This is a genomic window from Streptomyces sp. NPDC051940 (assembly GCF_040680895.1).
GTDB lineage: Bacteria > Actinomycetota > Actinomycetes > Streptomycetales > Streptomycetaceae > Streptomyces.
On record NZ_JBFAXR010000074.1, the window covers coordinates 1 to 23,200 of the forward strand.

Here is a 23,200-nt window from a genome sequence, read left to right on the forward strand (position 1 = left end):
TCAACCCCGAGACGGGCGAGAGCGCCGACGAGACGTACCGGCGGCTGGCGGGGGAGATGATCGACGCCGAGCAACGACGGCCGAAGGCCCTGTAACGTCGGCCGCAGCGCAGACCTGACACGGGGGAGTACGCGATGGGCGCAGGGATCGGGAAGCAGCGGGCCGCGGTGCTGGAGGGGCGCGCACCGGACGAGGCCATGGTCGTCGTCGAGGACGTCCGCCGTACGTACGGCAGCGGCAGCACCGCCGTGCACGCGCTGCGCGGGGTCTCGTTCTCCGTGCGCCGGGGTGAGCTGGTCGCCCTCAAGGGGCGCTCCGGCTCCGGCAAGACCACGCTGCTCAACATCGTCGGCGGCCTCGACAGCCCCGACGGCGGCAGCATCGTCATCGACGGTACGGATCTGGGCGGGCTGGGCGAGAGCGGGCTGCTGGAGCTGCGCCGGGACCGGATCGGCTTCGTCTTCCAGTCCTTCGGCCTCATCCCCATCCTGACCGCCGCCGAGAACGTCGGCGTCCCGCTGCGTCTGCGCCGTACGGATCCGCGCGAGCGCGACGCACGCGTCAGGCTGCTGCTCTCCCTCGTCGGCCTCGCCGAGCACGCGGAGCAGCGCCCCGGTGAGCTGTCCGGCGGCCAGCAGCAGCGCGTGGCCATCGCCCGGGCCCTGGCGAACAAGCCGGCCCTGATCATCGCCGACGAGCCCACGGGCCAGCTGGACGCCGACACCGGCCACGCGGTGATGGAGCTGCTGCGCGCCGTCGTACGCAGCGAGGGCGTCACGGCCGTCGTGGCCACCCACGACGCGGCGCTGCTCGACCTGGCGGACCGGGTGCTGGAGCTGGTCGACGGCCAGATCGTCGAGGAGCACGCCCCGCCGGCCTGAGGCCGCCGCCGCGGCGGGGCGCCGGGTGCCGGAGCGCCCCCGGCCCCCGCGCGCCGTGAAACCGGCCCCCGTGGCCAGGTACCCTGCCCGCATGAGTCCGCGCAGCTCTCCACCGCCGACCGGCAGGTTCCGCCGGATGATGAGCCGTATCTCCGGCAGCGCCCCCGAGCCCGAGGGTGACGTCCTCCCCGGTGAGGACGCCGCGGAGCAGGACTGCGCGCCCATCCGGGAGTGCCACGACCGCCAGGTGGTCAAGGTCGCCGGCACCCTGCGCACGGTGACCATGCAGCCACGGGCGGGTACACCCGCCCTGCAGGCGGAGCTCTTCGACGGCGAGGACTCACTCGATGTGGTGTGGCTGGGCCGCCGCTCCATCGCCGGAGTGGAACCGGGCCGGCGCATGATCGCCTCCGGCCGCGTCGCGATGAGCCACGGCCGGCGCGTGCTCTTCAACCCGAAGTACGAACTGCGACCCACCGGACAGGAGTAGGCGTGACATCCCTGGACAAGAGGCCAGTGGAGCCGGAGGACCAGCAGCCGCCGGTCGACGCCGCGGCCACCTCGCAGGAGGTGACGAAGGCCGCCCTGTTCGACGCCTTCGGCGGGGTGCGGGGCATGGTGGAGACCACGGTGCCGGGCCTGGTCTTCGTGGCCACGTACACCGTCCAGAAGGACATCCATCTCTCCGCGATCATCGCGCTGGCGCTCTCGGCGGTGCTGGCCGTGGCCCGGCTGATCAGCCGCGACACCGTCAAGCACGCCTTCAGCGGCGTCTTCGGAGTGGCCATCGGCGCGGTCTTCGCGATGATGTCCGGCGACGCGAAGAACTTCTATCTGCCGGGCATGCTCTACACCCTGGGCCTGGCCGTCGCGTACTGCGCGACCGCGGCCTTCGGCGTCCCGCTGATCGGTCTGATCCTCGGCCCGGTCTTCAAGGAGAACCTCTCCTGGCGTACGCGCAACCCCGGCCGCAAGGTCGCGTACACGAAGGCCAGCTGGGCCTGGGGCCTGATCCTGCTGGCCAAGTCGGCGGTCACGTTCCCGATCTACTTCTGGGGCGACGCGACCCAGCTGGGCTGGCTCCGGGTGGCCCTCGGCATCCCGCCGATGCTGCTCTGCGTCTATCTGACGTACATCTTCCTGGCCAAGGCCCCGCCGCCGATCGACGTGATCGCGGAGATGGAGGCGGAGGAGAAGGCGGAGAAGGAGCGTGAGGCCGCCCGCGCGGCCGGTGAGCGCTCCGACGGCTGACCCCGCCGCCCGGCGTACTCCACCCGCCGCAGGCCCGCAGCACGCCGAAGGCCCCGCCCGGTCACCGGGCGGGGCCTTCGTACGGTTCAGCGGGTTCAGGCCTCGTGGCGGACGGACAGCAGGTCCTCCAGCTGCTCCTCACGGTCCTGCGCGGCCACGAACAGCAGCTCGTCCCCGGCCTCCAGGGTGTCCTCCGGCTTGGGAGTGAGCACCCGGCTCCCCCGGATGATGGTGACCAGCGACGTGTCCTGGGGCCACGACACGTCCCCCACCAGCGTCCCGGTCAGCGCCGACTCCTGGGGGAGCGTGAGCTCCACCAGGTTCGCGTCGCCGTGGCTGAAGCGCAGCAGCCGCACCAGGTCGCCGACGCTCACGGCCTCCTCGACCAGCGCCGACATCAGGCGCGGCGTCGAGACGGCGACGTCGACGCCCCACGCCTCGTTGTAGAGCCACTCGTTACGCGGGTTGTTGACCCGCGCGACCACCCGCGGCACCCCGTACTCGGTCTTCGCGAGCAGCGACACCACCAGGTTGACCTTGTCGTCACCGGTGGCGGCGATGACGACGTTGCACCGGTGCAGCGCCGCCTCGTCCAGCGAGGTGATCTCGCACGCGTCGGCCAGCAGCCACTCGGCGCGCGGCACGCGCTCCACCGAGATCGCCGACGGCGTCTTGTCGATGAGCAGCACCTCGTGCCCGTTGTCCAGCAGCTCCGCCGCGATCGAACGGCCCACAGCCCCGGCTCCGGCAATGGCGACCCGCATCAGTGCGCACCCTCTTCCGGCCCCTTGGCGAAGGAGGCCTCGACCTGCTCCAGTTCGTCCGTGCGGAGCATCACGTGCACCAGATCGCCGTCCTGCAGCACGGTCTTCGAGGTCGGGAGCATCGCCTCGCCCTGACGGGTGATGAACGCGACCCGTACGCCGGTCTCCTCCTGCAGCGTGGCGACCTTGTGGCCGATCCACGAGGCGGAGTAGTGCACCTCGGCCAGCTCCACGCGCCCGCTGGGGTCGCGCCACAGCGGCTCGGCGCCCGAGGGCAGCAGCCGGCGCAGCATCTGGTCCGCCGTCCAGCGGACGGTGGCCACGGTGGGGATGCCCAGGCGCTGGTAGACCTCGGCGCGGCGGGGGTCGTAGATCCGGGCGGCCACGTTCTCCACGCCGAACATCTCGCGCGCCACCCGGGCGGCGATGATGTTGGAGTTGTCGCCGCTGCTCACCGCGGCGAAGGCGCCCGCCTCCTCGATGCCCGCCTCGCGCAGCGTGTCCTGGTCGAAGCCGACGCCGGTCACGCGCCGGCCGCCGAACGACGAGCCGAGGCGGCGGAAGGCGGTGGGGTCCTGGTCGACCACAGCGACCGTATGGCCTTGCTGTTCCAGGGTCCGTGCCAGAGTGGATCCCACCCTGCCACAGCCCATGATCACGATGTGCACTGCCGTCCTTCCGGCCGTCGCTCTCAGCAGTCCTGCGGATTCAAGCTACACAGCGTATGCGACCACGGGCACCCCGGGGACCACACGCATGTACATGAAACAGGCATGCGGCGGGGCCCCTGCATACGAACCCCTGACGCAAGCCATACGATCGAGCATGTGTCCAGACTGACCGACGAAGCCAAGCGGATCCTCATCGGCCGCGCCCTGCGCAGCGACCGACTGGGTGAAACGCTTCTCCCCAAGCGCATCGCGCTGCCCGTGTTCGCCTCGGACCCGCTGTCCTCCGTGGCGTACGCACCGGGCGAGGTGCTGATGGTGCTCTCGGTGGCGGGCTTCAGCGCCTACCACTGGAGCCCGTGGATCGCGGTGGCGGTCGTGGTGCTGATGTTCACGGTCGTCGCGTCGTACCGGCAGAACGTGCACGCCTACCCCTCCGGCGGCGGCGACTACGAGGTGGCCACCACCAACCTCGGCCCGCGCGCAGGCCTCACGGTGGCGTCCGCGCTGCTCGTGGACTACGTCCTCACCGTCGCGGTGTCCGTCGCCGCCGGTATCGAGAACCTGGGCTCGGCGGTCCCCTTCATCGCCGACAACAAGGTCTCCATGGCGCTGGTGGTCATCGCCCTGCTGACGGTGATGAACCTGCGGGGCGTCAAGGAGTCCGGCAAGATCTTCGCCGTCCCGACGTACCTCTTCGTCGCCGGCGTGCTCGCGACCATCCTCGTCGGCATCTTCAAGGCGACCGTGCTGGACAGCGACATGCACGCCCCGACCGCCGCCTACGAGGTGGTGGCCGAGCACAGCGAACTCACCGGCTTCGCGCTGGTCTTCCTGCTCCTGCGCTCCTTCTCCTCCGGCTGTGCCGCCCTCACCGGCGTCGAGGCGATCTCCAACGGCGTCCCCGCCTTTCGAAAGCCGAAGAGCAAGAACGCCGCCACCACGCTGGCCCTGATGGGCGGGCTGGCCGTGACGATGTTCTGCGGCATCATCGGCCTGGCCATGGCCACCGACGTGAAGATGGCCGAGAACCCCGCCAAGGACATCCTGATCAACGGCACCCCGGCCGGCGGCGACTACCACCAGGACCCGGTCATCGCCCAGGTCTCCGCGGCGGTCTTCGGCAACGGCTCGCTGGCCTTCGTCTTCCTCGCCGCGTGCACCGCCCTGGTGCTGTTCCTGGCCGCCAACACGGCGTACAACGGCTTCCCCGTGCTCGGCTCGATCCTCGCCCAGGACCGGTTCCTGCCGCGCCAGCTGCACACCCGCGGCGACCGGCTGGCGTTCTCCAACGGCATCGTGCTGCTGTCGATCTTCGCCGGCATCCTGGTCTACGCGTACCGCGCCGACTCGACCAAGCTGATCCAGCTGTACATCGTCGGCGTCTTCGTCTCCTTCACGCTCAGCCAGACCGGCATGGTCCGGCACTGGAACCGCCATCTGCGGACCGAGACCGACCCGGCCGAGCGCCGCCGGATGATCCGCTCGCGGGCGATCAACACCTTCGGCGCGTTCTTCACCGGCCTGGTGCTCGTCGTCGTCCTGCTGACGAAGTTCACGCACGGCGCGTACGTCGCCGTCCTCGGCATGGTCGTCTTCTACGCCATGATGTCCGGCATCCGGCGGCACTACGACCGCGTGGCGGACGAACTCGCGGTGACCGACGAGAAGGCCGACGACGTGATCCGCCCGGCGCGCGTCCACTCCATCGTCCTCATCTCCAAGATCCACAAGCCCACGCTGCGCGCCCTGCAGTACGCCAAGCTGATGCGCACGGACACGCTGGAGGCGCTCAGCATCAGCGTCGACCCGGCCGAGACGAGGGCGCTGCAGCGCGAGTGGATGGAGCGCGGCATCGACGTACCGCTGACGGTGCTCGACTCGCCGTACCGCGAGATCACCCGCCCGATCGTCGAGTACGTCAAGGGCCTGCGCCGCGAGAGTCCGCGGGACGTGGTCAGCGTGATCATCCCCGAGTACGTCGTGGGCCACTGGTACGAGCACCTGCTGCACAACCAGAGCGCCCTGCGGCTGAAGGGCCGGCTGCTGTTCACGCCGGGCGTGATGGTGACGTCCGTCCCGTACCAGCTGGAGTCCTCCGAGCGCGCGAAGGTCCGCGCCCGCCGCCGCGCCGAGTGGAGCGCGCCCGGTTCGGTGCGCCGCGGCCCGGCCGCGGAGGGCAAGAAGGACCAGGCGGGCGTGCGCCGATAGGAACCTCCGGCGCGGGCGGCTTAGACTGGACGGTCGCATCCGTGTCGTACCGCCCAGTGTCGTACCACCCAGCTCAGGAGCCACCCCGTGCCCGCAGCAGACAAGCCCTCCCTCGTGGGCGAGGAGTACGAGGTCACCGTGGGCCCCGTCGCCCACGGCGGCCACTGCATCGCCCGCACGGACGAGGGCCGGGTCCTCTTCGTACGCCATACCCTGCCCGGTGAGCGGGTGACCGCGCGGATCACCGAGGGGAACGAGGACTCGCGCTTCCTGCGGGCCGACGCGGTGGAGATCCACGAGGCGTCGAAGGACCGCGTCGAGGCGCCCTGCCCGTTCTCCGGCCCGGGCAGGTGCGGCGGCTGCGACTGGCAGCACGTGGCACCCGGCGCCCAGCGCCGGCTGAAGGGCGCTGTCGTCGCGGAGCAGCTGCAGCGGCTCGCGGGCCTGACGCCCGAGGAGGCCGGCTGGGACGGCACGGTGGAGCCGGCGCCGGGCGACAAGGTCGCCAAGGGCGAGGTCCCGGCGTGGCGCACGCGCGTGCAGTACGCGATCGACGCCGAGGGCCGGGTGGGCCTGCGCAAGCACCGCTCGCACGAGGTCCAGCCCGTCGACCACTGCCTGATCGCCGCCCCCGAGGTCACGGAGCTCGGCATCGAGAAGCGCACCTGGCCGGGCATGGACACCGTCGAGGCGATCGCGGCGACGGGCTCGGGCGACCGCCAGGTCATCCTGACCCCGCGCCCGGGCGAGCGGCTGCCGATCGTGGAGCTCGACAAGCCGGTGTCGGTGCTGCGCGTCCACGAGCGGGACGGCAGCATCCACCGCGTCCACGGCCGCCCGTTCGTCCGTGAGCGGGCCGTCGACCGCACCTTCCGGGTGGGCAACGGCGGCTTCTGGCAGGTCCACCCGAAGGCCGCCGAGCTGCTGGTCGACGCGGTGATGACGGGCCTGATGCCGAAGAAGGGCGACATGGCCCTGGACCTGTACTGCGGCGTCGGCCTGTTCGCGGCGGCGCTCGCGGAGCGCGTCGGCGAGAAGGGCGCGGTCCTGGGCATCGAGTCGGGCAAGCGCGCGGTGGAGGACGCCCAGCACAACCTCCGCGACCTGGACCGCGTCCGGATCGAACACGGCAAGGTGGAACGCGTCCTGCCGCGCACCGGCATCACGGCGGCGGACCTGGTGGTCCTGGACCCGCCCCGCGCGGGCGCGGGCCGCGACACGGTCAGGGACATCGCGTCCCTGGGCGCGCGCCGCATCGCCTACGTCGCCTGCGACCCGGCGGCGCTGGCGCGGGACCTGCGCTACTTCGAGGAGGCGGGCTACGCCCCGAAGTGGATGCGGGTGTTCGATCTGTTCCCGGCCACGCACCACGTGGAGTGCGTGGTGGTCCTGCGGCCGGCCGGCAAGGGCGCCTGACCCGCTCGTTCAACCTCTCCAGTCCCGCGGTCGGAGGCGCCCGGGCGGGCAGGCCGCCCGGGCGCGTCGGTCAGCGGTCGGGCTCCTGCATCGTCACGCAGTGGGCGCCGCCGCCCCCGTTGCCGTAGAGGTTGTCGAGGTTGAGCTGGACGACGGGCCTGCCGAAGGCGGCCGCGATCACGGACTTCGCCGCCGCGTCCTTGGCCGTGTCGCCGAACTGGACGGTGACGACGGCTTGGTTGGTGACGGTCCAGTTCATGTACGAGCTGAGGAACTCGCGCTGCTTCCCGTGCGGGATCCGGGGCAGGACGTCGGGGCCTTCGATGGTGAGGACCTGGAGGCGGCGCCCCCTGGCGTCGGTCGAGTTCACCAGTACGTCGTGGATGGCCTGGGCGTTCTCGGACCAGACGTCCGGCCGCACCGCTCCGGCCAGCTGCACCATGACCACCCCGGGGCCGATGTAGCGGGCGGTGCCGTCGATATGGCCGTCGGTGACGTCCTGCCCGGTGACTCCGGGCAGCCAGATCATCTTCGAGGCGCCGAACCGGGAGAGCAGCTCCGCCTCGATCTGGCTCCGCGTCCTGCCCGGATTGCGGTTGTCGTTCACCCAGCAGCTCTCGGTCGCCATCAGCGTCCCGTCGCCGTCGTACTCCACACCACCGCCCTCGCCGACCACGGCCGCCTTCGCGAACGGGACGCCCGCGTAGGCGGCGAGCTTCTGCGCGAGCGCCCGGTCCTTGTCGTAGGCGGCGGCGGGGATCCCGTAGAAGCTGGTGGCGTTCTCGCCCCAGGCGTTGAAGTTGAGGCCGAAGGCGTCCAGCCCGCCCGCTCCGTCGACCCGGAACAGCGGGCCGGTGTCCCGCATCCAGCAGTCCGAGACGGGAACCGAGCCGATCACCGTGACCGTCGACCCGCACGCGCTCCTGGCCTGCGAGGCGGCCGCCGAGCCGTCCGCACACATGGTGACCGGCTCGTACTTGGCGATCTCCTTGGCGAGCCTGGCGATGTCGGCCTGGATCCTGGACAGCAGGTTGCCCCAGATCGTGTAGCTGGACGGCCAGGCCATCCAGGTCCGCTTGTGCGACGCCTCCTCGCCGGGAACGCGCCAGGAAGCGGCCAGGGCCGGCTGGATGCCGCCGAGCACCGGCCCGGCGGCCACCCCGGCCACTGCTGCTCCGGTGCGGGCCAGCAGCGTTCTGCGGCTCACGCCCGGTCGGTCGCCGTTGCCGTCGTGCTGTGTGTTCACGTCGATCTCCTTCTCGGGGAGGTGGTGTACGTGCACGCGCGGGTCGCTCAGTGGAGTGGCGCCAGCAGCCCCTCCTCCCCGGCCATCCGGCGTTCGGTGGCCAGATCGAGGCTTCGGGCGAAGGCCCAGTAGAGGCCGCCCGCCACCGGCAGGCCGACGAAGATCGAGCAGTCGACGCCGCCCAGGACCTCCGCGACGGGACCGACGTAGAGACCGGTGACGACCATGAACGGGGCCATGCAGGCCAGACCGATCCCGTAGGCGAGGTTTCCGCGCCATCCCCACCGGCCGTAGATGCCGCGGGGGTTGAAGATCTCACCGACCACGTACTGGCCGCGGCGGACGAAGAAGAAGTCCACCAGGTTGACGGCCGTCCAGGGGATGAACAGGTACGTCAGCACGACGACCACGTTCGCGAAGAACCAGTTGAAGTGGTCGATGCCGACCAGGGTGGAGACCGCGCCGACGATCACCAGCATGATCCCGATGGTCGCGGCCCGGATGGTCCGCGTCGGCCGGACCGGCCGGAACGAGTCGACGATGGAGATCATGGTGAGGCTGCCGCCGTACTGGTTGATCGCCATGATGGACAGCAGACCGACCAGCAGTACGACGACGGCGACCGTGCCGAATCCGCTGAACAGCCGGTCGGCGGAGAGCTTCAGCGCGGTCACCGGGTCGGTGCCCTCGGGCGCTCCGGCCGAGACCACGGCGCCCAGGACGAACACCCAGATCCCGGAGACCGCACTCGGCAGGTACGTCCACCAGAAGGTGCTGCGGACGGGGACGTCGGGCTTGAGGTAGCGCGAGTAGTCCGAGACGTAGGGTGCCCAGCCGAGCTGGAAGCCGGCGACGAAGACGAACACGAGCATGAACGGCGCGAGTTCGAACGGACCGGCGTCCCAGACGCCGGCGGGCAGGCCGCCGCCCGCCAGCGCCGCCACGGTGATGGCCGCGGTGACCACGACGAAGGGCCAGGTGAGCCATCTGTTCAGCCGGTGGATCCAGTCGTAGCCGAAGAGGGCGATCACGGTCGCGACCGCGGCGGCCAGCAGATACCCGATGTCGTTGGGTATGTCGGTGAGCGTGTTCATCGCCTGGCCGGACAGCAGGGCGTCGGACGTGTTGAAGGCCACGTAGTTGACCAGGGCGAACACCCAGACCGTCACGGCGGCGCCCAGGTAGCCGAACTGGGGACGTGACTGGACGAGTTGGGGCAGGCCCAGTTGCGGCCCCTGCGCCGAGTGGAACGCCATGAAGAACGTGCCGAAGAGCGACCCGACGACGGTGGCGACGACGGTCCAGACGAGCGAGGCTCCCATGGAGAGGGTCACGACGCCGGTCGCCAGACCGGTGAGGTTGAGGCTGCCGACGAACCAGATGGCGCCCACGTGTGACGGTTTCCCGTGCCGTTCCTCCAGGGGCACCCAGTCGATCGAGTGCTGTTCCATGCCTGCGGACGCTGTGGAATCTCCGGATTCCACGGTTACTACCCCCATGCGGTCCCCTCGGTAAGGAGGCGTCTGCCACCCGCCTCGACGGCCTCGACTTCCCAAGCTGTCGGGGCTGCGCCACCGTAGGGTTTGACGTAATTTTCAGTCAAGACCTGTGACCGAGGAACGTGGGCGCCGTGGACGGGTCTTCGCACCGGGCCCCGGTGCCGCCGGGCCACTGGCGGGCGAGCTGCCCGATCTCCGCGGAGACCGCTTCCCGCATGTGCTCGCGGGCGCGGGCCGAGGTCAGGGCGTCGCTCAGCCAGCGGGTGCTGAGGCCCTCCAGGAGGGCCGTCAGACGTTCCGCGGAAGCCGTGAGGGCCGGGGCGGGGACCTGGGGGCAGACCCGGCCCAGAAGTGCCGCGACATCGTGAACCCAGGTCAGGCCGGCCCGGGCCAGGTCCGTGCGGAGTTCCGGCTCGAAGACCGCGCTGGCGCGCAGTTCGCCCCAGGCCGTGCTGTTCTCGCGGACCTCGGGGTCGTCCTGGAACTCGAGCAGCAGTGATCGCTCCAGCTCCCGGCGGGGGTCGTACGGTCCGGCGGGGCCCTCCCGGCCGGCGGTGTAGCGCCCGGCCCGGTCGCTGATGAACTCCAGCGTGTGGCGCAGGATGCCCGCTCGTCCCTTGAAGTGGTAGTAGATCAGGGCGGTCGAGACCCCTGCCTCTGCCGCCAGTTCCTCCACCCGCAGTCCGCGGATGCCCCGCCGGGCTATGACTCGGGTAGCCCCTTCCAGGATCGCCGTTCGGCGGTCGGTCGCCATGTCGCCCCTCGTCGTCGTTCTGCAGCCCAGGCAGTCTCTCATGTCTGACTGAATCTTCAGTCCAACCCGGGCTTCGTCCGCGGCGACGGCCGCCGTCATGGCGAACGGGATCAGGGTGGGGGCGGTCGGACGGCGGTCACGCGGCCGGTTTGCCGGGCTGGTCGTGGGTGGAGCAGTGGATGCCACCGCCGCCGGAGGCGATGGTGTCGATCCGGACCGGGACGACGTCGCGGTCGGGGAAGTGCTCCTGGAGGATGCTCCTCGCCCGGTTGTCGGCCTTCCTGTCCCCGAACCTGGGCATGAAGACGGCGTCGTTGGCGACGTAGAAGTTCGCGTAGGTGGACACGAAGTCGTCCCCCTCGCCGGTGATCTTGTAGAGGTCGGGCTGAGGGAGGTCGATGATCTCGAAGCGCCGGCCCCTGGCGTCGGTCGACTTGCCGAGCACGGAGCGGGCCTGGTCGGCCGAGCGGGACCAGGAGTCCGCAGGCGTGCCGGGGAACGCCTGGTCGAGCAGGACGACGCCGGGGGCGGTGAAGCGGACGAGGCTGTCCACGTGCGCGTCGGTGATGTCCTCGCCGCGGACGCCGGCCAGCCAGACCACCTTCTCCACGCCGAGGGTCGCGATGAGCTCGTCCTCGATCCGGTCCCGGCTCTTCCCGGGGTTGCGGTTGTCGTTGACGATCGAGCTCTCGGTGATCAGCAGGGTGCCTTCGCCGTCGGTCTCGAAGGAGCCTCCCTCGGCGACGAGGGGCGCCTCGACCCGGGGGATCTTGTACCTCGCCAGCAGTGTCTCGCCGACGAGGGCGTCGTTCCGGTGCTGCTGCTTGTCGCCCCACCCGTTGAAGTTGAAGTCGACGCCGACGACCCCGCCGTCCTCCTCGACGAAGACGGGCACGGTGTCGCGGGCCCAGAGGTCGTCGACCTCCAGGGGGACGACCTCGACCTGTGATCCGCAGGCCCGCTGCGCGGCCTTGAGCTGGGAGGGCCTGGCCATCATCACGACCGCCTCGTACTCCGCCACCGCGCGCGCGATCCGTGCGATGTCCTCGCGTACGTAGGGCAGGTCGTCCCCCCAGACCGCCTCCAGGGCGGGCCAGGACATGAAGGTACGGGTGTGGCTCTCCCACTCGGCACCCAGACGACGCTCGCCGCCCTCGCCGCCCTCGCCGGCGTCCGGGCCCGAGCTGTTCGCGGTGGCGCCGACCGGGCCGGGATCCGCGGTGTCGCAGGCGGAGGCGCCGAGGGCGATCGCGCCCATCCCCGCGAAGGAGCGCAGGGCGGAGCGGCGGGAGGGGAGGTAGATCACGTGGGACTCCGAGGGTGGACTGACGGGGCGGAGGCGGGTGCGGTCGCGGAAGACCGTGCGAACGCGGTGCCGCGCCGCGCTCCTGCGGAGAAGAGTGCCCGGTCACCAGCGAGAACGCCGGCACCCGCAGCAGGCGGCCCGGCCTCGTGTCAGGCACCATGACACTGGCTGGAATTTCAGTCAAACTCGCGGGCGCCGTGCCGGAGGTCCCCGGAACGGCGATCGCCGTGGCCCACGGGGTCACGATCGCCCGGGGGCAACATCGCCGATAGGGCTGAGCAGCGGACAAGCGCGGAAGGGCGCCGGGTAGAGTTCGGGCATGGCGACCCGCAGTGATCAGATCCTGGAAGCGGCTGCGCGGGTGATCGCCCGGCGCGGAATCCGCGGACTGCGCGTCGAGGAGCTGGCCGCCGAGGCCGGGGTCTCCACGGCCCTCATCTACTACTACTTCAAGGACCGCTCGGGCATCCTGCGCCGTACGTTGGAGTACATCAACGACCGCGCGGAGCGCTACACCACGGAGCGGGCTGCGGACGCGCCCCCGCTGAGCCCGCGGGAACAACTCGAGGAGACGCTCCTCCTGGAGCTCCAGGACACCGTCGAGGTGCGGGAGAACAGCGCCGCCTGGGGCGAGCTCCGGGCCAGTGCCGTCTTCGACGAGCTGCTGCGCGAGGACCTGGCCAGGGCCACCCTGACGTGGACGCAGGAAGTGGCGGCGCTGCTGGGTCAGGTGCAGCCCATGGCGAGTGCCGTGGCCCTCGCCTCGGCGGGGGAACGGCTCACCGCTCTGCTGGAAGGGCTCAGCATGCGCTGGCTCGGCGGCGGGATGCGGATCGAGCACGCGCGCGCCCTGTTGCGCGGTGCGATCGACGCGGAGCTGGCCGGACTTCGCTGAGCCCGCACGTGCCGCAGCGGGGTGCGGCACCGACGCGCTGACTCGTACTCACTCACCATGGCAGCTTTCGCGCTCGCATCTTGACTGGATTTTCAGTCAGTGCCAGAGTGTGGCCACCGCCGAGAGCGACCGCCGTGTCGTTCTCCGTCGGCTCCTCTGCCTGCCAGGGGCATCCCTCGTCCCTCGCCGCCCTCACCGCTTCCGGGTCGCTACCCGTACGGCGGCCATGACGTACAGGTATCCCGCCCACCTCCCGGAGAACGAATGAACACCAAGGTTGCGACCGGCGTATCCGCCGGGGGAAGCGGTCAGGGCCCGGTATGCCGCTGACTCCCACCGAGCGGGACCGCCTGCTGCTGTTCACCGCCGCCGAGCTCGCCCGGGCCCGGCACGCCCGCGGTCTGCGGCTCAATGTCCCCGAGGCGACCGCGCTGGTCGCGGACACCGTCTGCGAGGCGGCCCGCGACGGCCTGCGCCTGGCCGAGGCGGTCAAGCGCGGACGCTCCGTCCTCGGCCCCGACGACGTGCTGCCCGGCGTGGTCGACGTGGTGACCGAGATCCAGGTCGAGGCCGTGTTCGACGACGGTACGCGGCTCGCCGCCGTGGCCGACCCGTTCGGCGCCTGGGAGCGCAACGACGGTGCCCCCGGCGCCGTACTGCCGGCACCGGCCCCCGTCGACGTGCCGGAGCCCGCCCTGAGGCTGGCCGTCCGCAACACCGCGGAGGTGCCCGTCAGCGTGACGTCCCACTTCCACTTCTTCGAGGCCAACCCGCGCCTCGCCTTCGACCGCGCCGCCGCCTACGGCATGCGGCTCGCCCTGCCGGCGGGTGCGTCCTTCCGCTTCGACCCGGGCGGCGAGGCCGAGGTGGGGCTCGTCCCGATCGGCGGCGCCCGGATCGCGATCGGCTTCGCCGGCCTGGTCGACGGGCCGCTGGACGCGTTCGGGGCGAAGGCGGAAGCCCTGCGCAGGGCCGCGGCCTGCGGCTACCTCGGAGCGGACGCCGCCGGTGCGGATGCGCCGGCGGCTCTGGAAGGAAGGATCCTGTGAGCAGGCCGACCAAGCACAGCGACCACTGCGCCCCCGAGCACAGCCGCCACTTCGACCCCCACGAGTACGCCGCGGTGCACGGTCCGCGCGCGGGCGACCGCGTACGACTCGGTGACTCCGGACTCGTGGTCCGCGTCGAGTCCGACTCCCAGAACCCGGGGGACGAGTTCCTCGCCGGCTTCGGCAAGACCGCCCGCGACGGAATGCACCTGAAGGCCGCGGCCGTCCGCGAGACCTGTGACGTGGTGATCACCAACGTGCTGGTGATCGACGCGGTGCTGGGCATCAGGAAGACGTCGGTCGGCATCCGCGCGGGCCGGATCCACGCGATCGGACGGGCCGGGAACCCCGACACGGTCGACGGCGTGGACGTCGTCGTCGGTACGGGGACGACGATGATCCCGGGAGAAGGGCTGATCGCCACCGCGGGAGCCGTCGACACCCACGTCCACCTGCTGTCGCCGCGGATCATGGAGGCCTCGCTCGCCAGCGGCGTCACCACCGTCATCGGCCAGGAGATCGGGCCGAGTTGGGGCGTGGGCGTCAACTCGCCGTGGGCCCTGCGGCACGCCTTCAACGCCTTCGACGCGTGGCCGGTGAACGTCGGCTTCCTCGCCCGCGGCTCCTCCTCGGACCCGGCCCCGCTGGTGGAGGCGCTCGCCGAGGGCGGCGCGTCCGGCTTCAAGGTCCACGAGGACATGGGCGCCCACACCCGTGCGCTGGACACCGCGCTGCGGGTGGCGGAGGAGTACGACGTCCAGGTCGCCCTGCACAGCGACGGCCTCAACGAGTGCCTGTCGGTGGAGGACACCCTCGGCGTCCTGGACGGCCGGACGATCCACGCCTTCCACATCGAGGGCTGCGGCGGCGGTCACGTCCCCGACGTCCTGAGCATGGCGGGCGTGCCGAACGTCATCGGCTCCTCCACCAACCCCACACTCCCCTTCGGGCGGGACGCGGTCGCCGAGCACTACGGGATGATCGTCTCCGTCCACGCCCTGAAGACCGACCTGCCCGGCGACGCCGCGATGGCGCGCGACCGGATCCGGGCCGGGACGATGGGCGCGGAGGACGTCCTGCACGACCTCGGCGCGATCGGCATCACCTCGTCGGACGCGCAGGGGATGGGACGAGCCGGCGAGACCGTACGCCGGACCTTCGCGATGGCCGGGAAGATGAAGGCCGAGCTGGGCCCCATGGAGGGCGACGGCGCGCACGACGACAACGCGCGCGTGCTGCGCTACATCGCCAAGCTCACCATCAACCCGGCGATCGCCCACGGTCTCGCACACGAGATCGGCTCGATCGAGGTCGGGAAGATGGCCGACATCGTGCTGTGGCGCCCCGCGTTCTTCGGCGCCAAGCCGCAGATGGTCATCAAGAACGGCTTCCCCGCCCACGGAGTGACCGGCGACCCCAACGCGGCCACCGACACCTGCGAGCCCCTCGTCCTCGGCCCGCTCTTCGGCGCCCACGGCTCCGCCCCGGCCGACCTCTCCGTGGCCTTCGTCAGCCAGGCCGCCGTGGACCAGGGGAAGGACCAGCTGACGACCCGACGCCGCCGTGTCCCCGTACGCGGAACCCGCGGCATCGGACCCGCCGACCTGCTCCTCAACTCCCGCCTCGGCGACGTCCAGGTCGACGGCCGCTCCGGCCTCGTCACCCTCGACGGGACGCCGGTGCGGTCCCAGCCGGCCCGAGAGGTCTCGCTCAACCGCCTCTACTTCCTCTGACCCCCGTCTGCTTCCTCCGACACCCACCGGCTCGATTCGCCCCCGCACCCTCGCGCACCTCCGGCGAGAGAAGAGAGAGCTCACATGACCGCATTCCGGATGCCCGCCGAATGGTCCGCGCACGAGGGCTGCCTGATGGCCTGGCCCACCCGCTCCGACCAGTGGGGCCCTGTGCTGAACGACGCCAAGGAGGAGTACGCGAACGTCGCGCGGGCCATCGCCGGGTTCGAGCCGGTGACGATGGTCGCCCCGCCCGGGCACGGCGCGGACGCCCGGGCCCACTGCGGCCCGGAGATCACCGTCATGGAACTCCCGCTGGACGACTCCTGGTTCCGCGACTCGGCGCCGCTGTTCGTCCTCGACGGCGAAGGACACCGGGCCGGCGTCGACTTCCGCTTCAACGCCTGGGGCCGCAAGCACCACCCGTACGACGGCGACGACCGCGTCAGCGCCCTGCTCCTCGACCACCTCGAGGTGGACCGCATCGCGTCCGGGATGATCCTGGAAGGCGGGTCGATCACCGTCGACGGCGAGGGAACGCTGATCACGACCGAGCAGTGCCTCCTGCACCCCAACCGGAACCCCGGCATGAACCGGGACCAGATCGAGGCCGAGCTGAAGGCCCGGCTCGGCGTGCGCAAGGTCGTGTGGCTTCCGTACGGCGGACTGCTCGACACCGAGACCGACGGCCACGTCGACGGCGTGTGCGCGTTCGCCGCCCCCGGCAAGGTCGTCGTGTCCCTGCCCGACGACACCGACCACCCCGACTACGCCCGGATGCGGGCCAACCGCGCCGTCCTGGAGGCCTCGACCGACGCCGAGGGCCGGCCCTTCGAGATCGTCGACGTCCCGCAGACCGCGTTCGCCCACGTCGCCGGCACCGACGTCGAGGTGTCGTACCTGAACTACTACATCGCCAACGACGGCGTGGTCGTCCCGGTGGCCGGCGTACCCCAGGACGACGAAGCCCTCGCGGTGATCGCCGCGGCCCACCCGGGCCGCAAGGTCGTCGGCGTGCGGGCAGTCACGATCGCGTTCGGCGGCGGCGGGGTGCACTGCATCACGCAGCAGATCCCCGTCGCCCGACCGGGCGCGTAACGCCGGACCGGATCCACCGGACCCCCTCTCCGGGTCCGGCAGCCTCCCCCCCCCCTCACGTAGCCACCCGCCGTACGGAAAGAGAGCGCGACGATGATCCCACCCGTACCCCGCAGAGGGAGACGCCCGAGCGTCCCGCCCCGCCGACGCCTCGCCGCCGCGGCCGCCCTCCTGACCTCCGCGGCTCTGGTCGCGGCCTGTTCGGGGCCCCCGAAGAGCGAGGAGAGCAGCCACGGCGACTTCGCTCTCTCGAAGGGCACGCCCGCCGCCAAGGGCGAGATCGACTCCTTCAGCTGGGCCCTGTACGCCGAGCCGCCTACCCTCGACTACACCGTGGCGTTCGACTATCCGCAGAACACCATCCTCTCCAACGTCTGCGAGAGCCTGATGCGCTGGACTCCGGAGCTCACCATGGAGCCCGGCCTCGCGCAGAAGGCGTCGAATCCGGACGCCACGACCTGGGTCTACGACCTCCGCCCCGGGGTGCGCTTCCACGACGGCAAGGTGATGACCGCGGACGACGTGGTGTTCAGCCTGGGCCGGCAGACCGACCCGGACAACGCCGCCGCGTGGGCCCAGGTCTTCCAGAACGTCGCCTCCGTGACGAAGACCGGTCCGCTCCAGGTCACCGTCAAGCTCACGAAGCCCGACTCCCAGTTCCCGCAGTACATGGCCACCGCGGCCGGCGTCATCGCCTCCAGGGCCGGTGTCGAGGCGGCCGGCAAGGACTACGGCACGTCCGGAGGGCTCGCCTGCACCGGCCCGTTCAAGCTGGGCGCCTGGAACAAGGGGCAGTCCGTCGAGCTCGACCGGTTCGACGGCTACTGGGGCAAGAAGGCCAAGTCGGGCAAGGTCGTGTTCCGCTTCATGACCGACCCCTCGGCCCGTACCAACGCCCTGCTCAGCTCGGACGCCGACGGCGGCTACCTCATCCCGACCGAGAGCTACGACCGCCTCAGGAACAGCGGCGTCGGCAAGCTCTACTTCGGCGAGGGCCTCAGCACGGTCAGCGTCAACATCACCCACATGAACGGCCCTCTCAGCGACGTACGCGTACGCCGCGCACTGTCCCTGGCGCTGGACCGTTCCGGGTTCGTCAAGGCCGGCCTCGGCGGGGCGGGCACCGTCACCAACTCGCTCACCACCCGCGCCGCCTGGGCGGGCGCCTCGGAACAGACCCGGAAGGCGGCCCTCGACGGCCTCCCGTCGGTCCGGCCCGACATCGAGAAGGCCAAGGCGCTCATCAAGGAGGCGGGCGCCACCGGGAAGACGCTGACCGTCGCCACCAGCTCCATCGGTCAGGACGTCTCACTCCTCGCCACCGCCGTCCAGGCCGCCGGCACGCAGATCGGTCTCGACATCAGGCTCAAGACCATCGCGCCCAACGCGTTCACCGCGCTGTTCACCGACCCGGAGGCGCGCGAGGGCATCGACATGTTCCCGCTCACCTACTACGACTCGATCACCGATCCGCTGGACCTGCTCGCGAACTTCAAGACCGGCGCCTACATGAACTTCGCCGGCTACAGCGACAAGAAGTACGACGAGGGCGTCGAACGGGCAACGGCCGTGTACGACCCGGACGAGCGCCTGGCGATCGAGGCGGAGCTGCAGAAGCACGCCGCCGAGCAGCTGCTGTGGATCCCGGTCGCCGAGTGGCCCTCCGCCGTCTTCCTCAACAAGAGGATCACCGGCGCCCCCACCACCATCTCGTACATGTACTACCCGTGGGCGGCGGACGTGGGGGCCGCGCGGTGAGCTTCGCCAGAGTCGCCGTACGCCGGCTGGCGGAGATGACCGCCACCCTGCTGTGCGCGTCGTTCGTCGTCTACGGTGCGATGTACCTGGCGCCGGGCAGCCCTGCGAGCTTCCTGCTCGCGGGCCGCTCGGCCTCGCCCCAGGCCGTCGCCGCGATCAACGCCCAGTACCACCTGGACGACCCCTTCTTCGTGCGGTACCTGCACTGGCTCGGCGACATGGCGCAGGGCGACTTCGGGCGGTCGATCACCTATCGGACGGACGTCTCGCGGCTGCTGGCCGACCGCCTGCCCACGACGCTTCTGCTGATCTCCATGTCGCTGGTCGTGGTCGTGGTCGTCGGTCTGCTGCTCGGCCGGATCGCGGCCGTGCGCGGCGGTGCCACCGACTCCGTCGTTCTGGTCACCACCACGTTCGCCGTCGGCACCCCGTCCTTCGTCGCGGCCGTGCTCCTCCAGGCGCTGTTCGCCGTCAGACTCGGCTGGTTCCCGAGCGGGGGCGCCGGCCAGGGCCTGTTCGACCAGCTCTGGCACCTGACCCTCCCCGCGATCGCGCTCGCCCTCTATCTGGTCGGCATGCTCGCGCGGGTCACCCGTTCGGCCATGCTCGAGGCCCTCGGCAGCGAGCACGTCACCGTGGCCCGCAGCCGGGGTGTGCCCGAGCGCCAGGTCATCCGCCGGCATGTGTTCCGCAACTCGCTGGGTACCGTCCTGACGACCGGCGGCCTGGTCGTCTCGACGCTGCTGGTGTGCACGATCCTCGTGGAGACCGCCTTCGGCGTCGGCGGCATCGGTCAGCTCCTGGAACTGTCCACCTCCACCAAGGACTTCCCGACGGTCCAGGCCATCTCCCTGATCATCGTCGCCCTGTTCATGATCGTTAACTTCGTGGTCGACCTCCTGCTGCCGCTGGTCGACCCGCGGATCGCCCTCGGAGCGCGGAGGTCCGCCGCATGACCGCAGTGCTCATCCGCCGCCCCGGCCTCATGCGGGTCCGTACGGTTCGGTCGCCCCTTCACCTGTGCTGCCTGGGCTTCGTGGTGCTCGTCGTGGCCGGAGCGCTGCTCGCCCCCCTCGTGGTGCCGTACGACCCCAACGCCGTCCACCTCGGCGACGCGCTCGCCGGACCCACCGCCGACCATCTGCTCGGCGTGGACGCCGCCGGCCGCGACACGCTCTCCCGCCTGCTGCTGGGCGCCCGCACCTCGCTGCTCGGCCCCCTCGGGGTGGTCCTGTTCTCCACGCTGGCGGGCATCGGCGTCGGCATGGCCGCGGCCTGGCGGGGCGGCTGGCTCGACTCGGTGCTCTCCCGCAGCACCGAGCTGGTCTTCGCCTTCCCCGGCATGCTGCTGGCGATCCTCATCATCTCGATGTACGGCGAGGGGCTGCTGGCTCCGGTCCTCGCCCTCGCCCTCGCCTACCTGCCCTACGTCAGCCGGCTGACGCGCTCCCTGGTCCTCGCCGAGCGCGAACGCCCCTACGTGAGCGCCTACCAGGTCCAGGGCCATTCGGCGCTCCAGATCTGCCTGCGCCACATCCTGCCCAACATCGCCCCCGTCGTCCTCGCCCAGTCGACCGTCAACTTCGGCTACGCCCTCATGGACCTCGCCGGTCTCTCCTTCCTGGGCCTCGGCGTCCCGGCGCTGACCCCCGACTGGGGCCGCATGGTCTTCGACGGCCAGACCGCGGTCCAGCACGGCTACCCGCTGTCCGCGATCCTGCCCTGTGTCCTCATCGTCCTGACGGTGGTCGCGTTCAACGTCGTCGGGGAACGCTGGGCCGACCGCGTCGCCAGGAGAGACAGATGAACACATCCGACCGCCCGGCCCTGGAGATACGCGGGCTCCGGATCCACCTGCCCGGTACCGGGCGCCCCGTCCTGGACGGGATCGACCTCACCGTCGCCGGCGGCGAGACCGTCGCGCTCGTCGGCGAGTCCGGCTCGGGCAAGAGCCTCACCGCACGCAGCGCCCTGCGTCTGCTGCCGCCGGGCGCGACCGCCGAGGGGACCGTCCTCGTCGACGGCCACGACGTCCTCACCCTGGACGCCGCCCGGCTGCGCGCCCTGCGCACGGGCACCGTGGCGATGGTCTTCCAGGACCCGCGGGCGGCCGTCAACCCGCTGCGGCGCATCGGGGACTTCCTCACCGAAAGCGTCTGCCTGACCCGGACGATGACCGCCGCGCAGGCCCGTACCCGGGCCGTCGAGCTGCTGGAGGCGGTGGGCCTGGACGCCTCCGCCCTGGCGAAGTACCCGAACCAGGTGTCCGGCGGCATGCTGCAACGCGTCGTGATCGCCGCCGCTCTGATGGGGGACCCGGCCCTGCTGCTGGCCGACGAGCCCACCACCGCCCTGGACGTCACCACCCAGGCCGAGGTCGTCGCGCTGCTGGGCAGGCTGCGCGAGCGCTTCGGCACCGGGCTGCTGTTCGTCACCCACGACCTCGACCTCGCGGCGGCGATCAGCGACCGCGTGTACGTCATGTACGCCGGACGGATCGCCGAGAGCGGGCCCGCCGACGAGATCTTCGAGCGCCCCCGGCACCCCTATACGGCCGCCCTGCTGGCGTCCACCCCCCGCCTGGCGAACACGCGGGGCCGGCTTGCCGCCATCGAGGGCAGGCCCCCCGACCTCAGGGCGGCGCTGCCGGGCTGCGCCTTCGCCGCCCGCTGCGCGCTGGCCACCGAACTGTGCGAACGGCAGGCCCCGTTGCCGCTCCCCGCCCCCGGCCTGCCGGCACACCAGGCGGCCTGCCACCACAGCGACCGGCTGGGAAGGACGGCGATCGATGTCTGAGATGGTCGAGAACGTGCGGCACGGTGAGAACGCCGAGCCTGCCCTGGTGGTCAAGGGCCTGTGCAGGACCTTCGGGGCCGTACGGGCCGTGGACGACGTGTCCTTCACCGTCCCGCACGGCGGATCCCTGGGCATCGTGGGCGAGTCCGGCTCCGGCAAGACCACGACCGCCCGGATCGTCGTCGGTCTGGAGCGGGCGGACGCGGGGGAGGTCCACGTGCGAGGCCGGTCCCGGACCGTGCGGGGCCGGGGCCGGGCGCAGCGGCTCGCCCGTGCCCGCGAGGTCCAGATGGTCTTCCAGGACCCTCTCCTGTCGCTCGATCCCCGGACAAACGTCGAGGCGGCGCTCCGGGAGACGCTGCGGCTCCACTTCCCCGAGCGGGATCACGCCCGGCGGGTACGGGAACTGCTCGACCAGGTCGGCCTGGGAACACGCGCCGCCGACGCGCTGCCGCGTCAGCTCTCCGGCGGACAGCGCCAGCGCGTGGCCATCGCGCGGGCCCTGGCCGTGGAGCCGGCCGTGCTCGTCCTGGACGAGGCGGTCGCGGCCCTGGACGTGTCGGTGCAGGCGCAGATCCTGAACCTGCTCGCGGACATCAGGGAGCAGACCTCGGTCGGCTACCTGTTCATCACCCACGACCTCGGCGTGGTCCGGTGCGTCACCGACGACGTCGTCGTCATGCGGCGCGGCGCCGTCGTCGAGGCCGGGACCACCGCGGAGGTACTCGCCGCACCGCAGCACCCGTACACGCGACTCCTCCTGGAGTCCGTGCCCGGGCCCGGCTGGGACCCGGAGCGCATCGCGGTCGCCCGCCGGGCGCTCTAGGCGGCGACAGTCGACTCAGGCCAGGGTGGGTGAATGCGGTGGAACCGGTCGCTGTCGATGTGGACGACCGGCGCGTGCTGCACGCGCTGCAGCTCGACGGGCGGGCCTCGTTCGCGCGGATCGCGGCGACGCTCGGGATGTCCGAACGCACGGTCTCGCGCCGCTACCACAGGCTGCGTTGCCGGCTGGCGCTCCGCGTGGTCGGTGTCACCCGCCCCGCTGCCGGTGAGCAGGAGGACTGGTTCCTGCGCGTCACGGCCCCGAGCACATCGATCGAGGCCGTGGCTCGCAGACTCGCCGGCCGCGACGACACCTCGTGGATCGCGTTGCTGGCCGGCGACGGCGCACTCACCGGCATCCTGCGCGTGCCCGCGCCGACCGCGCCGATCGGCGACCGTACGGGGGCGCTCGAACAACTCCGGCGCAGTGCCGACATCGCGACCGTGACCGCACAGCGGCTGCTCGCGCCGATCTCCAGCGCCGGCGGATCGCCGGGGCGCCTTGAGGCACTCACGGCGGGGGAGCGCGAGGCACTCGCTCCCGGCACGGCAGTGGATCGCGCGGCCCCGCCGTCCGCAGGCCACCCGCTGTCCGACCAGGACGCACGCCTGCTGCGGCTCCTCGCTTCCGACGGGCGTACGAGCAACGCCCGCCTGGCCCGGGCGTCCGGCACCTCGGAGTCGACCGTCCGCCGCCGCATCGCCGAGCTCACCGGCAGCGGCATGCTGGCGTTCGAGGTCGAGGTCGACTCCACGCGCTACGGACGGCAGGTCGACGTACTCTGCTGGCTGGACGTACAGCCCGCCGCGCTCGGCGCCGTCGCGGCCGCCCTCGGCTCCCATCCCGAGGTCGCATTCGCCGCGACGACCACGGGCAGCACCGGCCTCCTCGCGCTCCTCGAACTGGCCGACGCCGGCGAACTGCACCGCTACCTCGTCGAGCGCGTCGCCGCCCTCCCCGGCGTGCATCGCGTACGGACGGACATCGTCGCGCGGTGGATCAAACGAGCGGGGCCGCTCGGCGCCGTACGCGGGTAGCCGCCGGGGCCC

The 23,200-nt window shown here is 71.5% G+C and carries 21 protein-coding genes; 15 read left to right on the top strand and 6 right to left on the bottom strand.

The annotated features are described in order from the left end of the window. The first annotated feature begins 197 nt into the window (after positions 1-197). The 3 genes from AB0M28_RS25485 to AB0M28_RS25495 all read left to right on the top strand — a co-directional run bounded on the left by AB0M28_RS25485 (position 198) and on the right by AB0M28_RS25495 (position 2,132). Positions 198-881, top strand: a complete 684-nt coding sequence (locus AB0M28_RS25485) for an ABC transporter ATP-binding protein (RefSeq protein WP_365409418.1) — start codon at positions 198-200, stop codon at positions 879-881. Positions 882-972: 91 nt separating this feature from the next. Further along, a complete protein-coding gene (locus tag AB0M28_RS25490) occupies positions 973-1,371 on the top strand; it encodes an OB-fold nucleic acid binding domain-containing protein (RefSeq protein WP_365409327.1) in 399 nt (132 codons plus the stop codon). A gap of 80 nt (positions 1,372-1,451) precedes the next feature. Beyond that, the gene (locus tag AB0M28_RS25495) at positions 1,452-2,132 is read left to right on the top strand and encodes a DUF3159 domain-containing protein (RefSeq protein ID WP_365409421.1); all 681 of its coding nucleotides are present in this window, start codon (positions 1,452-1,454) and stop codon (positions 2,130-2,132) included. Between the two features lie 95 nt (positions 2,133-2,227). Here AB0M28_RS25495 and AB0M28_RS25500 read toward each other — a convergent pair whose 3' ends face one another. Both AB0M28_RS25500 and AB0M28_RS25505 read right to left on the bottom strand, forming a co-directional pair. Then, on the bottom strand, positions 2,228-2,896 hold the full coding sequence (locus AB0M28_RS25500; protein WP_365409330.1) for a TrkA family potassium uptake protein: 669 nt from the start codon (positions 2,894-2,896) through the stop codon (positions 2,228-2,230). Then, the gene (locus tag AB0M28_RS25505; protein WP_365409333.1) at positions 2,896-3,564 is read right to left on the bottom strand and encodes a TrkA family potassium uptake protein; all 669 of its coding nucleotides are present in this window, start codon (positions 3,562-3,564) and stop codon (positions 2,896-2,898) included. Before AB0M28_RS25505 ends, AB0M28_RS25500 begins: the two co-directional genes overlap by 1 nt. 159 nt (positions 3,565-3,723) lie before the next feature. On the opposite strand from AB0M28_RS25505, the gene AB0M28_RS25510 reads away from it, so the two are divergent. Both AB0M28_RS25510 and AB0M28_RS25515 read left to right on the top strand, forming a co-directional pair. Further along, complete coding sequence (locus tag AB0M28_RS25510; protein WP_365409336.1) at positions 3,724-5,775, top strand: APC family permease; 2,052 nt, start codon at positions 3,724-3,726, stop codon at positions 5,773-5,775. 87 nt (positions 5,776-5,862) lie between these two features. Continuing rightward, positions 5,863-7,191: a class I SAM-dependent RNA methyltransferase gene (locus tag AB0M28_RS25515; protein WP_365409339.1), complete on the top strand. Its 1,329-nt coding sequence runs from the start codon at positions 5,863-5,865 to the stop codon at positions 7,189-7,191. Between the two features lie 70 nt (positions 7,192-7,261). Here the strand turns inward: AB0M28_RS25515 and AB0M28_RS25520 are convergent, their stop codons facing one another. From AB0M28_RS25520 to AB0M28_RS25535, 4 genes are all read right to left on the bottom strand, one after another. Continuing rightward, on the bottom strand, positions 7,262-8,437 hold the full coding sequence (locus tag AB0M28_RS25520) for an agmatine deiminase family protein (protein WP_365409342.1): 1,176 nt from the start codon (positions 8,435-8,437) through the stop codon (positions 7,262-7,264). 47 nt (positions 8,438-8,484) lie between these two features. Continuing rightward, the gene (locus tag AB0M28_RS25525) at positions 8,485-9,888 is read right to left on the bottom strand and encodes a cytosine permease (protein WP_365409345.1); all 1,404 of its coding nucleotides are present in this window, start codon (positions 9,886-9,888) and stop codon (positions 8,485-8,487) included. 148 nt (positions 9,889-10,036) lie between these two features. Further along, on the bottom strand, positions 10,037-10,690 hold the full coding sequence (locus AB0M28_RS25530; protein ID WP_365409348.1) for a TetR/AcrR family transcriptional regulator: 654 nt from the start codon (positions 10,688-10,690) through the stop codon (positions 10,037-10,039). A gap of 136 nt (positions 10,691-10,826) precedes the next feature. Next, positions 10,827-11,948, bottom strand: a complete 1,122-nt coding sequence (locus tag AB0M28_RS25535) for an agmatine deiminase family protein (protein ID WP_365409424.1) — start codon at positions 11,946-11,948, stop codon at positions 10,827-10,829. A gap of 367 nt (positions 11,949-12,315) precedes the next feature. Between AB0M28_RS25535 and AB0M28_RS25540 the strand changes: the two genes are divergently transcribed. The 10 genes from AB0M28_RS25540 to AB0M28_RS25585 all read left to right on the top strand — a co-directional run bounded on the left by AB0M28_RS25540 (position 12,316) and on the right by AB0M28_RS25585 (position 23,188). Then, positions 12,316-12,891, top strand: a complete 576-nt coding sequence (locus AB0M28_RS25540; protein ID WP_365409351.1) for a helix-turn-helix domain-containing protein — start codon at positions 12,316-12,318, stop codon at positions 12,889-12,891. Positions 12,892-13,211: 320 nt separating this feature from the next. After that, positions 13,212-13,940 (top strand): urease subunit gamma, encoded by a 729-nt coding sequence (gene ureA, locus AB0M28_RS25545; RefSeq protein ID WP_365409354.1) that lies wholly within the window; start codon positions 13,212-13,214, stop codon positions 13,938-13,940. Next, complete coding sequence (locus AB0M28_RS25550; protein WP_365409357.1) at positions 13,937-15,673, top strand: urease subunit alpha; 1,737 nt, start codon at positions 13,937-13,939, stop codon at positions 15,671-15,673. Before ureA ends, AB0M28_RS25550 begins: the two co-directional genes overlap by 4 nt. An 84-nt stretch (positions 15,674-15,757) precedes the next feature. Beyond that, positions 15,758-16,771, top strand: coding sequence for an agmatine deiminase family protein (locus AB0M28_RS25555; protein ID WP_365409359.1), 1,014 nt, complete (start codon positions 15,758-15,760; stop codon positions 16,769-16,771). A 93-nt stretch (positions 16,772-16,864) separates the two neighbouring features. Then, complete coding sequence (locus tag AB0M28_RS25560; RefSeq protein ID WP_365409362.1) at positions 16,865-18,529, top strand: ABC transporter substrate-binding protein; 1,665 nt, start codon at positions 16,865-16,867, stop codon at positions 18,527-18,529. After that, the gene (locus AB0M28_RS25565; protein WP_365409365.1) at positions 18,526-19,485 is read left to right on the top strand and encodes an ABC transporter permease; all 960 of its coding nucleotides are present in this window, start codon (positions 18,526-18,528) and stop codon (positions 19,483-19,485) included. Before AB0M28_RS25560 ends, AB0M28_RS25565 begins: the two co-directional genes overlap by 4 nt. Continuing rightward, on the top strand, positions 19,482-20,336 hold the full coding sequence (locus AB0M28_RS25570) for an ABC transporter permease (protein ID WP_365409368.1): 855 nt from the start codon (positions 19,482-19,484) through the stop codon (positions 20,334-20,336). The genes AB0M28_RS25565 and AB0M28_RS25570 overlap by 4 nt, the downstream gene beginning before the upstream one ends. Beyond that, positions 20,333-21,325 (top strand): ABC transporter ATP-binding protein, encoded by a 993-nt coding sequence (locus AB0M28_RS25575; protein ID WP_365409371.1) that lies wholly within the window; start codon positions 20,333-20,335, stop codon positions 21,323-21,325. The genes AB0M28_RS25570 and AB0M28_RS25575 overlap by 4 nt, the downstream gene beginning before the upstream one ends. 1 nt (position 21,326) lies before the next feature. Then, a complete protein-coding gene (locus tag AB0M28_RS25580) occupies positions 21,327-22,151 on the top strand; it encodes an ABC transporter ATP-binding protein (protein ID WP_365409427.1) in 825 nt (274 codons plus the stop codon). A gap of 38 nt (positions 22,152-22,189) precedes the next feature. Then, positions 22,190-23,188, top strand: coding sequence for an AsnC family transcriptional regulator (locus AB0M28_RS25585; RefSeq protein ID WP_365409373.1), 999 nt, complete (start codon positions 22,190-22,192; stop codon positions 23,186-23,188). Positions 23,189-23,200 lie beyond the last annotated feature (12 nt).